Origin of the sequence: Streptomyces sp. NPDC005775, from assembly GCF_042871565.1 — a bacterium.
Classification (GTDB): domain Bacteria; phylum Actinomycetota; class Actinomycetes; order Streptomycetales; family Streptomycetaceae; genus Streptomyces.
Map to the genome: position 1 here is coordinate 69,660 of NZ_JBIAIU010000004.1, position 11,491 is coordinate 81,150.

Here is an 11,491-nt window from a genome sequence, read left to right on the forward strand (position 1 = left end):
CATTTGTAAGCCACAGCGCACTCCCCCACAACCCACGTTTATCCCCCTCCACCCCATCGGGGACCGCCCGGCGCGTCTACGCTCGCTGCGCATGGGAGCGCTCCCATGCGCAGCGAGCGTAGACGCGCCGGGCAGCCGGACGGAAGCTCTCTGCAGGACTTGTTTCTGACGTCGAACCCTGAGGCTTCGGAAGCGGGCGGAGGAGGGTGGTCGACGAGAGCGTGATAGGGGCGATTCATTTGTACGACTGGCGAGTGGACGGTGGCGATCCGCGACGTCACCCCGCTCGCCCGGGAGATCCATGAGCTGGTTCGGGCGGGTGCGGTGGATGCGGCGAATCGGCTCCCGCCGGAGGAGCGGGCCTACCCGGCCCCGGCGGCGGCCCCGGGGGCCGGGTGAGGCGAGCGCCTGCCCCGTTTTCGATCAGTGAGCGATGCCGTCGATCAGTTCGCGTGCGCCCTGACGCAGCAGGGCGACGGCCACGGAGGTGCCGAGGGTGGCGGGGTCGAGGCGGCCGGCCCACTCGTGTGCGTTGAGGACCGTCTTGCCGTCGGGGGTGAAGACCTTGGCCCGGAGCGCGAGTTCGCCGTTGCCCTCGACCTGTGCGTATCCGGCGATCGGAGAGTTGCAGTGCCCCTGGAGAACGTGCAGGAACATGCGTTCGGCGGTGGTCTCGCGGTGGGTGGCGGGGTCGCCGAGCGCGCTCACCAGGTCGATGAGCGCGGAGTCGCCCTCGCGGCACTGGAGGGCCAGGACCCCCGCCCCGATCGGCGGACACATCACCTCGGGCGACAGGACCTCGGTGATCACGTCGGTCCGGCCGATGCGCTCCAGGCCGGACACGGCCAGGAGCAGCGCGTCGGCCTCTCCGGCGGCGAGCTTCTCCATGCGGCGGTTCGCGTTGCCGCGCATCGGTACGCAGTCCAGGTGCGGGTGCGAAGCGGCGAGTTGGGCGGACCGGCGCACGGACGAGGTGCCGATCCGGGTGCCGGGCGGGAGCCGGTCGAGGGAGGCGCCGCCGGGGTGGATGAGGGCGTCCCGGATGTCGTCGCGCTTGAGGAACGCCGCGAAGGCGGTGCCGGCGGGCAGGGGCCGGTCGGCCGGGATGTCCTTGACGCAGTGCACCGCGAGGTCGGCGTCACCGGCGAGCAGCGCCTGGTCGACCTCCTTCGTGAACGCGCCCTTTCCCTCGACCGCGCTGAGGTCGCCCATCCATTTGTCGCCGGTCGTCTTGACCGGGATGACTTCGGTGCGTGTGCCGGGGTGGAGCGCGGCCAGTTCGGCGCGCACGCGCTCCACCTGGGCGAGGGCCATGGGCGAGTCGCGGGACACGATGCGGATGCGATCCAGGGCGGACATGCCCTCGATGATAGTCCGTCAGGTACGCGAGTTCCGGCGTGAGCCGTGCCGGACGGCTGCCCGTGCGGGATCATGGCGCTGAGGTGCGGGGTTGAGGGGTGCGGTGGGAGACCTAGGGGGAGCGGGATGATTTCCGAGCCGGAGATGGCGGGGGAGTTCGGTGCGTCCGCCGGACGGGACGTGCTGGACCATTCCGGCCCGCGGCCCGGAGGCGAGCGCCCGCCGCGTGCTCCGAGGCCGGGGGCCCGGTGGCTGTGGGCTCTCGGCGGGGTCGTGGTGGCGTCGGCCGTGTGGGGGGCGGTGCTGGTCGCGGACGGATCGCGTGACGGGGCGCCCGACCTGCACGGGTACCGGCTGGGCCAGGACCCATGTGCGGCCGTGGGGCTGAAGTCGATCGGGGCGGCGATCGCGCCGAGAGAGCCCGAGAGCGAGTACGAAACGGGGATACTCAGGCATGACGCTCTCGACCAGGCTCAGTGCGATTTCTCCCTCCGTACCGGGAGTGAACAGCAACGGGCGGAGAAGGGATGGTTCGTCGAGTACACCGTCACGGTCAAGGTCGCCCTGCACAAGAAGACCGACCCAGCCGTCGAGTTCGAGGCGGAGAGGACTCTGACCGATTTCGGAGTGGACCCGAAGACGAAGGTGGAAGCGGTGCCCGGGCTCGGTGGCAAGGCGTATCTGCTCTCCCTGGAGGGCGGGGACCAGGAGTTGCGGGTGCTGCACGGCGGGGCGGTGCTCTCGCTTGCCCTCTCGTGCTCCAACAATTGGTATGACGACGGGCAGGAGCCCGGTGATGCGGTGGAGCTGCCGGATCTGGGCGTCCACAAGGCGGCCATGATCAGCGACATGCGCGACCTCATGTCCACCCTCCAGAGCTGAGCCGGCGCGGCCCGCCGCCCCGTGACGGGTGGCGGCGGGCGGAGCGGTTGTCAGCGGCTGCGGGGCCCGATGCGCAGGGTCCACCGGTCCAGCCGTGCTCCGTCCTCGCTCAGCGTGCGCTCGCCGGGGGTGAACCCTGCTCGTCGCGCGACCGCGGCAGACGCGGAATTGCCCGGCTCCACCTGGATCACCGCCTCCTGGCCGCCCTCACTCGCGGCGTACCGGGACGCCAGGACGACCGCCCGCGTGGCCAGACCGCGCCCCCTCCAGGGCGGGTAGAGGCCGTACGCCACATTCACCTGGCCGGGGCTCAGGCCCTCTCCTTCGAACCGCAGGTCGATCGTCCCCGCGAGTGACCCGTCGGCTGTCCCGTCGACCGGCCCGAGGGCGCCCGCCCGGATGCCGAACGCCCGGAGCGGCCCGGCCGTGGCCCACTGGTCCCGGCAACGCCGGAAGTACGTCTCGACGCCCTCTCGTGTGCCGGGACCGCCGTTGAGGTAGCGAGCGAGCAGTTCGTCCTCTCCCGTGAGGTGTGCCTCCACATCGTCCAGGCGGAGCGGGGACAGGGCGATGAACCCGTCGGACAGCCTCACTTCACACATCCGGCGATTCTTGACGCCACAGCCGCCCCGCGCCATCGGATTTCGTCGTACGGGGTGCGGAGCCGCCGGCCGTCCCCGGTGGGACAGCCACCCGGGCCGAGCCGTGGGCATACCGCAGGCGGAGTACGCCGGGCGAGCGCCGTACGCCTTGAGGAGGCCGGGTACCTCCGCCTGACGGCAGCGTGGGCGGGGCGGTGGTCCGCTTAGGGTCGGTACATGGAGACCCCTATTGCGCGTACGCCCCGGTGGCGGCGCCTGCTGCCCCGCGCCCGTGGCCGGTGGGCCGCGGGCATTGCCGCGCTCGTCGTGCTGGCCGGGGCGGGCACCTGGACCGCCGTGGCCGACGACGGCGCCCCGGCCGTGCACCGGCAGGACCGGATGATGCGCGTCGACGGGGTGTCCCTCGACACCTCGTACTTCACCACCGGCGGCACCGGGCGCCGGCCCGCCGTGCTCATCGGTCACGGCTTCGGCGGCAGCAAGGCCGAGACGCGGGCGCAGGCCGAGCAGTTGGCCGCCGACGGGTACGCCGTGATGACCTGGTCCGCGCGGGGGTTCGGGAAGTCCGGCGGGAAGATCTCGCTCAACGCACCCGACCGCGAGGTCAGGGACGTGTCCCGGCTGATCGACTGGCTCGCCGGCCGGCCCGAGGTGCGGCTCGACGCGAAGGGTGATCCGCGCGTCGGGATCACCGGCGCCTCCTACGGCGGCGCCGTCTCGCTCCTCGCCGCCGGGTACGACCGGCGCGTCGACGCCATCGCCCCGGAGATCACCTACTGGAACCTCGCCGACGCCCTGTTCCCCGACGGGGTGTTCAAGAAGCTCTGGGCAGGCATCTTCGTCACCACCGGCGGCGGCTGCGGGAACTTCGAGAAGCAGCTCTGCGCCATGTACGAGCGGGTCGCCGTCAGTGGGAAGCCGGACGCCGCCGCGCGCGCCCTGCTCACCGAGCGGTCCCCGAGCGCCGTCGCCGACCGCATCAAGGTCCCCGCGCTCATCGTGCAGGGGCAGACCGACTCGCTCTTCCCGCTCGGCCAGGCCGACGCCATGGCGAAGGCCATCAAGGCCAACGGGGCCCCCGTCGCCGTCGACTGGATCGCCGGCGGACACGACGGCGGCGACAGGGAGACCGGCCGGGTGCGGCAGCGGGTCGGGGACTGGTTCGACCGCTATCTCAAGGGCGACGAGGGAGCCGCCACCGGGCCCGCCTTCCGCGTCACCCGGACCGGCGGCATCGACTCCACCGACGGGGCCGCCCTCACCCGCGGCGCCGGCAGCGACACCTACCCCGGACTGCGCAGCGGTCCGCGGACCGTGGCACTGCGGGGCGGGGAGCAGAAGTTCAGCAATCCCGCCGGAGCCAATCCGCCCGCCATCTCCGCCGTCCCCGGCGTCGGCGGCGGCCTCGCCCAGCTGTCCACCCTCGGCGTCGGGCTCTCCATCGACTTCCCCGGGCAGTACGCCCGCTTCGACTCCGCCCCGCTGACCGCCTCCCGGCGCATCACCGGCTCACCCACCGTCCGCGTGAACGTGAAGGCGGGCGAGGGCGACGCGGTGCTGTTCGGCAAGGTGTACGACGTGTCGCCGGACGGGAAGCAGCAGGTGCTCCCCTCCCAGCTCGTCGCCCCCTTCCGGATCACCCCCGCGCAGCAGGGCCGGCCGCTGGAACTGACGCTGCCCGCCGTCGACCACGAACTCGACTCGGGGCACCGCCTGCGCCTCGTGCTGGCCGCCACGGACCTCGGCTACGCGTCCCCGGCCGCGCCGACCACGTACACCGTCTCCCTCGACGGACCGTTGACCATCCCCACCGCGCCCGGCCTGACGACCGCGGCGGCAACGCTGCCGTGGTGGACCTGGGGGCTCCCGGCCGCCGCCGTGGTGATCGCGGCGGTCCTGCTGCTCAGCACCCGGCGTCGTACCGCCACACCCGCGCCCGACCCCGCACTCGCCGACGTACCGCTGCAGATCACCGGCCTGTCGAAGAAGTACGCCAAGTCCGCCGACCGGTATGCGGTGAAGGAGTTGTCGTTCCGCGTCGAGAAGGGGCAGGTACTCGGGCTCCTCGGGCCGAACGGCGCCGGGAAGACCACCACGCTGCGCATGCTCATGGGGCTCATCACGCCCGACGACGGCGAGATCCGCGTCTTCGGACGGGCCATCCGGCCCGGTGCGCCCGTGCTGTCCCGCGTCGGTTCGTTCGTCGAAGGTGCCGGCTTCCTGCCGCACCTGTCCGGCCGCGCCAACCTGGAGCTGTACTGGCGGGCCACCGGGCGCCCCGCCGAGGACTCGCACATGGAGGAGGCCCTGGAGATCGCCGGGCTCGGCGACGCACTGGCCAGGGCCGTCCGTACGTACTCGCAGGGCATGCGGCAACGCCTCGCCATCGCCCAGGCCATGCTCGGCATGCCGGACCTCCTCATCCTGGACGAGCCGACCAACGGGCTCGACCCGCCCCAGATCCGCGAGATGCGGGACGTGATGATCCGGTACGCGGCCGGTGGCCGTACCGTCATCGTCTCCAGCCACCTCCTGTCCGAGGTCGAGCAGTCCTGCACCCACCTGGTCGTCATGGACCGCGGCCGGCTCGTCCAGGCCGGGCCCGTCGCCGAGATCACCGGCTCCGGTGACATGGTGCTGGTCACCTCCGCCGAGGAGATCACCGAGCCGCTCGTCGAGAAGATCGCCGCGCTCGCGGGGATCGGCTCCGCCGTCCGTACCGATGACGCGCACGGGCTGCTGGTGCGCCTCGACGGCGCCACCTCGCCGCAGCTCGTCACCGAACTGGTCCGGCTGGACGTTCCGTTGACCGGCGTGGGACCGCACCGCCGCCTGGAGGACGCGTTCCTCACCCTGATCTCCGGAGGCTCCGCATGAGTACCACGGCCCAAGCCCCCGAAGCCCCCGAGGCGCCCGGATACCGTGCCCGGCGGACCCTTCCGCTGCGCGTGGAGGCGGTACGCCAGCTGCGCAGGCGGCGCACCCTGCTGATGGGCGGGGTGCTGGGCGCGCTGCCGTTCATCCTGATCATCGCGTTCGCGATCGGCGGCACCCCGGACGGCGGGCCGGGGGGAGGCGAACGGGTCACCCTGATGGACACCGCGACCGCGTCCGCCGCGAACTTCGCGGCGACCTGTCTGTTCGTCTCGGCCGGCTTCCTGCTGGTGGTCCCGGTCGCGCTGTTCTGCGGCGACACCGTGGCCTCCGAGGCCAGTTGGTCCTCGCTGCGTTATCTGCTGGCGGCGCCCGTGCCCCGGGCCAGGCTGCTGTGGAGCAAGCTCGTCGTGGCGCTCGGCTTCAGCCTCGCCGCGATGGTGTTGCTGCCGCTTGTCGCGCTGGCCGCGGGAGCCGCCGCGTACGGCTGGGGGCCGCTCGAACTGCCCACCGGTGGTGCGCTCGCGACCGGGGACACGGTGCCGAGGATCGCGCTCGTCGTCGCCTTCATCTTCGTGTCGCAACTCGTCACCGCAGGGCTGGCGTTCTGGCTGTCGACCAAGACGGACGCCCCGCTCGGCGCGGTCGGTGGCGCGGTCGGGCTGACCATCGTCGGCAATGTGCTGGACGCGGTCACCGCGCTCGGCTCCTGGCGCGAGTTCCTGCCCGCCCACTGGCAGTTCGCGTGGGCCGACGCGCTCCAGCCCGATCTGGAGTGGGGCGGCATGGCGAAGGGCGCGGCCATCTCGGTCACGTATGCCCTGATCCTGTTCGCCTTCGCCTTCCGGGGGTTCAGTCGTAAGGACATCGTGTCCTGACCTCGACGTTCCGCCGGACCGCCGTCCGCCGTTGCCGCATCGAGACGCTTCCGCAACCCCTTCGACGGCTCCGACGCCCCCGCTCGCACGTCACATCCACCAGTGGTGACACGACGACACTGGGGGCCGAGGGATGGAACGACGGACACGCATGTACCGAGGGGCGTTGGGGCTGCTCCTCGCAGGAGGCGTACTGCTCACCGGCTGCTCGGGTGGCGGCGGCAGCAGCGACACGAGTGCCGCCCGGGGCGGTAAACGGGCGGCCGGTCCCGCACCGGCCGCCCCCGGCGGCGGCACCTCCTCGGGCGGGGCGGCCGCAGACGGGGCGAAGCCGGCGGACGGTGCCGGGAAGACGGACCGTCTGAGGGAGTCAGCCCCGCCCGACTATCTGTCCACCTTCGCGCTGGACGTGGACACCGCCTCGTACGGATACGCGCGCCGCACCCTCGCCGACGGCAGGCTGCCCGGCCCGGAGACCGTACGGCCGGAGGAGTTCGTCAACAGCTTCCGCCAGGGCTACCACCGGCCGGCCGGTAACGGCTTCTCCGTCTCCGTGGACGGGGCGCGGGCCGGTGGCGAGGGCGGGGACTGGTCGCTGGTACGGGTCGGGCTGGCCACCAAGGCCGCGCCCAGCAGCGCCGAACGGCCGCCCGCCGCCCTCACGTTCGTCGTCGACATCTCCGGCTCGATGGCCTCGCCCGACCGCCTCGGACTCGTGAAGACCTCGCTCGCCATCCTCACCGACGAGCTGCGCGACGACGACGCGGTCTCCCTGGTCACCTTCAGCGGCGAGGCGGAGACCATCCTGCCGATGACCCGGCTGCGGGACCACCGAGGGAAGATCCACGACGCCGTCGACTCCATGGAACCCGCCGACTCCACCAACGTGGGGGCAGGTGTCCGGCGCGGCTACGAGGAAGCCGTCGACGGCCACCGCAAGGGCGCCAACAACCGCGTCGTCCTGCTCTCCGACGCGCTCGCCAACACCGGCGAGACCGACGCCGAGGCGATCCTCGAACGGATCGACTCCGCCCGCCGCGACTACGGCATCACCCTCTTCGGGGTCGGTGTCGGCAGCGACTACGGCGACGCGTTCATGGAGCAGCTCACCAACAAGGGCGACGGACACACCACCTACATCGCCGACGAGGAACAGGCCCGCAAGGTCTTCGTCGACCAGTTGCCCGCCCACATCGAACTGACGGCGCGCGACGCGAAGGCGCAGGTCGCCTTCGATCCGAAGACCGTGGAGAAGTTCAAACTGGTCGGCTACGAGGACCGCAAGGTGGCCGACGACGACTTCCGCGACGACAGCGTGGACGGCGGCGAGATCGGCCCCGGCCACACGGTGACGGCGCTCTACGCCGTCCGTCTGCGGGACGGTGCCTCCGGCCATGTCGCCACCGCGACCGTACGCTGGCTGGATCCCGAGTCGCGGGCGGCGCACGAGGAGACGGGCTCGGTCGAGACCGGCGCGATCGACGGCAAACTGTGGGGCGGCAGCAGCACCCGCCTCCAAGTGGCCGCCGCAGCGGCCTACTTCGCCGACAGCCTGCGGGGCGGCGGGCTTCCGGGTGCGCCCGGCCTGGGCGAACTCGCCACCCGGGCCGATGAACTGGCGCGCAGGACCGAGGACGACTCGGTGGCGAAGCTGGCCACCGCGATCGGTCGGGCGGACCGCCTCCGGGGCGGCCGCGCCGACACCGGCACGGGCGCCGGCGAGGGGGAGATGGACTGAACGGCGCGTCACCCCGCCGCAAGAGATGGCCGTACGGCCTTGCGAGTTCAGGCCGTACGGCCGGTTCCGCCGGGCCATGATGACCTCATGGCCTCCCTGTTCCTGACGCTCGCCGTGATCACGACCGGCCTCTACGCCGGCTTCATGCTGACCTTCCTCGTCGCGATCATGCCCGGGCTCGCCGCGCTGCCCGACGCGGGCTTCACCGCGGCGATGCGCCGCTTCAACGAGAAGGTTCCGGGGCCCGTCTTCCTCGTCCTCTTCCTCGGAGTGATCGCCTTCCCGGCCGTCGCGGCCTTCACCGAGTACGGGGAGGACGGGTGGCCGCTGGTCGCCGCGGCGCTGGCGTGCGCCGTCGTCTCCCACCTGGTGACGATCGCCGGCAACATCCCGCTGAACCAGGCGCTCGCCGCCTCCGAGGGCGGCGACGACAGCGCGGCCCGTACCGCGTTCGAGGCCCGCTGGAACGCCCTCCACCGGATACGTACCGCCTTCTCGCTGGCCGCGTTCGTCCTTCTGGCGGTCGACGTCTGACGGGGCGCCGGCACCGTCTCAGGCCAGGTGGAAGACCTCGGTGAGCGGCACCATCGCCTCGTCCGCCGCCTCCGGCTGCTCGAAGAAGTCCGCCATGTCGCGCTGCCACCGCTCGTTCACCTCGGTCGCGGCCATCGCCTCACGGGCCGCGTCGAAGTCCTCCGTCTCCAGATAGCCGACGAGCAGCCCGTCCTCGCGCAGGAAGAGCGAGTAGTTGTGCCAGCCCGCCCCGGAGAGGGCCGCGAGCATGTCCGGCCAGACCGCGGCATGGCGCTCGCGGTACTCGTCGACGCGGTCCTTGCGTACGTTCAGCAGGAAGCAGACACGCTGCATCAGAAGGTCTCCCGTGCTCATCGGCCGTCCGTCCCGGCCCGCGGCCCGTGAAAGGTTTCAATCGGGCTCATCGGAAGCTAGACGGGGACCGCGGGCCCCGTCAATGGGGGCGGGGACCTGCTCAGGCCCCGTGCAGCCTGCGCAGGTAGTCGTAGGCGCTGGGCAGCGTGTCCAGGAGGTTCTGCTGCTGGCGCTTGACCGCCTCGAAGAGCGGCTCGGCCCCGGCCACGGACTCGGGGCGGTGGGCGAGGGAGGGGAGCGGGGCGTCGGGCAGCATGCCGAGGCCCGCGAAGACGCAGTAGTAGCCGCCGTTGGTGCTGAGGTTGCGGACCTCCGCGTCGAAGTTGCCGTAGTACAGGGACTCGTCGGTGTGCGGAGAGCCGACCGGCAGGCCGGCCCGGTAGGTGGCGATCTTGTCCCGCACGCTCTTGGGGAGAGGCAGCTCCGTGCTCGCCCGCCAGAAGGGAGTGTCGTCGCGCGGGGCGCAGTGGAAGTGGGTCTGGGCGAAGTCACGGGCGTCGTCGAATATCGCCGCGACCTCGTGGTTGAAGCGGTCGACGAGCGCCGGGTTGAACGTGCGGTCGGGGAAGTGCTCGGCGAGCAGGTGCAGCGCCGCCGTGACGAAGCGGATGCCGGTCGACTCCAGGGGCTCCAGGAAGCCGGCGGACCGCCCGATGCTGACCACGTTGTTCACCCAGGCCCGCTCGGTGCGGCCGACCCGGTACGTGACGTGCTCGAACTCGGTCGTCGCGGGGTCGAGGCCCCAGAGCTCGCAGAGCTCACCGGTGGCCTCCTGCGGTGTGGTGAACCGGCTGGAGTAGACGTAGCCGGTGCTGAAGCGGCCGGGCATCGGGATCTTCCAGGTCCAGCCCGCGGTCATCGCGAGCGCCGAGGTGTACGGCTCGATCCCGTGGGCCGCGTCGTCGTGCGGCACGACCGCGGTGACCGCGCTGTCGCCCAGCAGGTGATCGCCCATGTCCAGGAACGGCTCCTCCAGGGCCTGGTTGATCAGCAGCCCGTCGAACCCGGAGCAGTCCACGAAGAGGTCGGCATCCAGCACCCGGCCCGACGCCGTGCGCAGGGCCGAGACATGACCACGGCTGTCCCTGGCGACTTCGGTCAGTTCGTCCTCGACGCGGGTCACGGCCAGTTTCTCGGTGGCGAAGCGGCACAGGAAGTCCGCGAGCAGTCCGGCGTCCAGGTGCCAGGCGTAACGCGTGGCCGGCCGGCCGTCGAGCCAGCGGGGGGACTTCAGGGCGTCCATGACCGGTGGCTCGCGGAAGCAGGCGTAGTCGAAGGGCTCCGCCGTGGCGCCGTCGAACTTCCGCTTGACCCAGTACTGCGACAGCGGCGCCCGGTCGTAGTCGGGCAGCAGGCCGAAGGGGCGGTAGAAGTGGTCGGGGCCGCCCGCCGGGAGGGCGCGGGCGGCCGGCTCGCCCGCGCCGCCGGTACGCCAGTTGACGAAACGCACACCCATCCGGAAGCTCGCGTCACACTCGCGCATCCATTCGTTCTCGTTGATGCCGAGAAAGTCGAAGAAGGCGCGCTGCAGATTGGGGACCGTGGCCTCGCCCGTGCGGCCCCGCGGCTGCGACGGCGCTTCCAGCACGGTGACCTCCACCGTGCCGTGAAGAGCCTTGCCGAGGTACGCGGCGGCCATCCACCCCGCCGTCCCGCCACCGAGTACGACGACTTTCTGGATGCGTGGGGCGGTGCCGGTCATACGCGGTCTCACTTCCGGACGGGACGAATCGATTCCTCCCAGGCTGCGGGACGCGTCTATCGCCGGTCTATACCCGCCGCCCGCGCCGTCGCCGCGCTGTGGACGCGCACGCTGACGGCCGCCGCGCGTGCGGACCGGCGCGGTCCGGTGCCGGGCCGCGACCGGGTGTCCCGGGGGAGCGAAATCGAAGCGACATCGCCCCAATAAGGCCCCTCCGTAGCGTTCTTTCTGTCGCACCGCACCGCGGCGCAGCACGGATACACATCCACGGAGGAGAACACGATGCGCAGTACCCGCACTGGTCTTGCGACCGCCCTTGTCACCCTGACCGCCACCCTCGCCCTGACCCTGGGCGTGGCGGGCCAGGCGGTGGCGGGCGAGCAGGCCTCCGGCGCTGCGCAGACCGTCGGCGCCGCGCAGGACGGGACGCTGGGCGAGGTTCCGTGGACGGGGCCGGTGCCCGGGCTCCTGGATCTGCTCGGTGACATCGTCGGCGAGATCACGGACGGCGAGGTCCCCTGGACCTGAGACCTCCGCACCTGCACGGAAGCCCGGGCCCGCCGACACG

General features: G+C 71.9%; 10 protein-coding genes and 1 pseudogene. 7 read left to right on the forward strand and 4 right to left on the reverse strand.

The annotated features are described in order from the left end of the window. Positions 1-252: 252 nt before the first annotated feature. Positions 253-399: pseudogene (locus tag ACFYPA_RS10870) on the forward strand (DUF4291 domain-containing protein); the annotation flags it as partial. 24 nt (positions 400-423) lie between these two features. Here the strand turns inward: ACFYPA_RS10870 and hemC are convergent. Beyond that, on the reverse strand, positions 424-1,359 hold the full coding sequence (gene hemC, locus ACFYPA_RS10875) for a hydroxymethylbilane synthase (RefSeq protein WP_389131150.1): 936 nt from the start codon (positions 1,357-1,359) through the stop codon (positions 424-426). Positions 1,360-1,485: 126 nt separating this feature from the next. On the opposite strand from hemC, the gene ACFYPA_RS10880 reads away from it, so the two are divergent. Continuing rightward, complete coding sequence (locus ACFYPA_RS10880) at positions 1,486-2,241, forward strand: hypothetical protein (RefSeq protein ID WP_359319109.1); 756 nt, start codon at positions 1,486-1,488, stop codon at positions 2,239-2,241. A 50-nt stretch (positions 2,242-2,291) separates the two neighbouring features. Here ACFYPA_RS10880 and ACFYPA_RS10885 read toward each other — a convergent pair whose 3' ends face one another. Continuing rightward, positions 2,292-2,843: a GNAT family N-acetyltransferase gene (locus ACFYPA_RS10885; protein ID WP_389131153.1), complete on the reverse strand. Its 552-nt coding sequence runs from the start codon at positions 2,841-2,843 to the stop codon at positions 2,292-2,294. 306 nt (positions 2,844-3,149) lie between these two features. Between ACFYPA_RS10885 and ACFYPA_RS10890 the strand changes: the two genes are divergently transcribed. From ACFYPA_RS10890 to ACFYPA_RS10905, 4 genes are all read left to right on the forward strand, one after another. Beyond that, positions 3,150-5,720, forward strand: a complete 2,571-nt coding sequence (locus tag ACFYPA_RS10890; protein WP_389131706.1) for an alpha/beta fold hydrolase — start codon at positions 3,150-3,152, stop codon at positions 5,718-5,720. Next, positions 5,717-6,595 carry an ABC transporter permease gene (locus ACFYPA_RS10895; protein WP_359085890.1) on the forward strand — a complete coding sequence of 293 codons (879 nt, stop codon included), beginning with the start codon at positions 5,717-5,719 and terminating at the stop codon, positions 6,593-6,595. The genes ACFYPA_RS10890 and ACFYPA_RS10895 overlap by 4 nt, the downstream gene beginning before the upstream one ends. A 133-nt stretch (positions 6,596-6,728) precedes the next feature. Further along, positions 6,729-8,333 (forward strand): von Willebrand factor type A domain-containing protein, encoded by a 1,605-nt coding sequence (locus ACFYPA_RS10900; RefSeq protein WP_389131156.1) that lies wholly within the window; start codon positions 6,729-6,731, stop codon positions 8,331-8,333. Positions 8,334-8,420: 87 nt separating this feature from the next. Next, on the forward strand, positions 8,421-8,867 hold the full coding sequence (locus ACFYPA_RS10905; protein WP_359319117.1) for a DUF1772 domain-containing protein: 447 nt from the start codon (positions 8,421-8,423) through the stop codon (positions 8,865-8,867). Between the two features lie 18 nt (positions 8,868-8,885). Here ACFYPA_RS10905 and ACFYPA_RS10910 read toward each other — a convergent pair whose 3' ends face one another. Beyond that, positions 8,886-9,200 (reverse strand): L-rhamnose mutarotase, encoded by a 315-nt coding sequence (locus tag ACFYPA_RS10910; protein WP_359085933.1) that lies wholly within the window; start codon positions 9,198-9,200, stop codon positions 8,886-8,888. Positions 9,201-9,321: 121 nt separating this feature from the next. Then, on the reverse strand, positions 9,322-10,923 hold the full coding sequence (locus ACFYPA_RS10915) for a tryptophan halogenase family protein (RefSeq protein ID WP_389131159.1): 1,602 nt from the start codon (positions 10,921-10,923) through the stop codon (positions 9,322-9,324). 282 nt (positions 10,924-11,205) lie between these two features. Here ACFYPA_RS10915 and ACFYPA_RS10920 point away from each other — a divergent pair, with 282 nt between their 5' ends. Then, positions 11,206-11,451, forward strand: coding sequence for a hypothetical protein (locus ACFYPA_RS10920; protein ID WP_359319120.1), 246 nt, complete (start codon positions 11,206-11,208; stop codon positions 11,449-11,451). The last annotated feature ends 40 nt before the right edge of the window (positions 11,452-11,491 follow it).

What these genes read in the sequence shown, in the direction of transcription:
- ACFYPA_RS10885 (WP_389131153.1), bottom strand. Translation starts at nt 2,843, where the DNA reads ATGTGTGAAGTGAGGCTGTCCGACGGGTTCATCGCCCTGTCCCCGCTC.
- ACFYPA_RS10900 (WP_389131156.1), top strand. Translation starts at nt 6,729, where the DNA reads ATGGAACGACGGACACGCATGTACCGAGGGGCGTTGGGGCTGCTCCTC.
- ACFYPA_RS10880 (WP_359319109.1), top strand. Translation starts at nt 1,486, where the DNA reads ATGATTTCCGAGCCGGAGATGGCGGGGGAGTTCGGTGCGTCCGCCGGA.
- hemC (WP_389131150.1), bottom strand. Translation starts at nt 1,359, where the DNA reads ATGTCCGCCCTGGATCGCATCCGCATCGTGTCCCGCGACTCGCCCATG.
- ACFYPA_RS10915 (WP_389131159.1), bottom strand. Translation starts at nt 10,923, where the DNA reads ATGACCGGCACCGCCCCACGCATCCAGAAAGTCGTCGTACTCGGTGGC.
- ACFYPA_RS10905 (WP_359319117.1), top strand. Translation starts at nt 8,421, where the DNA reads ATGGCCTCCCTGTTCCTGACGCTCGCCGTGATCACGACCGGCCTCTAC.
- ACFYPA_RS10910 (WP_359085933.1), bottom strand. Translation starts at nt 9,200, where the DNA reads ATGCAGCGTGTCTGCTTCCTGCTGAACGTACGCAAGGACCGCGTCGAC.
- ACFYPA_RS10920 (WP_359319120.1), top strand. Translation starts at nt 11,206, where the DNA reads ATGCGCAGTACCCGCACTGGTCTTGCGACCGCCCTTGTCACCCTGACC.
- ACFYPA_RS10895 (WP_359085890.1), top strand. Translation starts at nt 5,717, where the DNA reads ATGAGTACCACGGCCCAAGCCCCCGAAGCCCCCGAGGCGCCCGGATAC.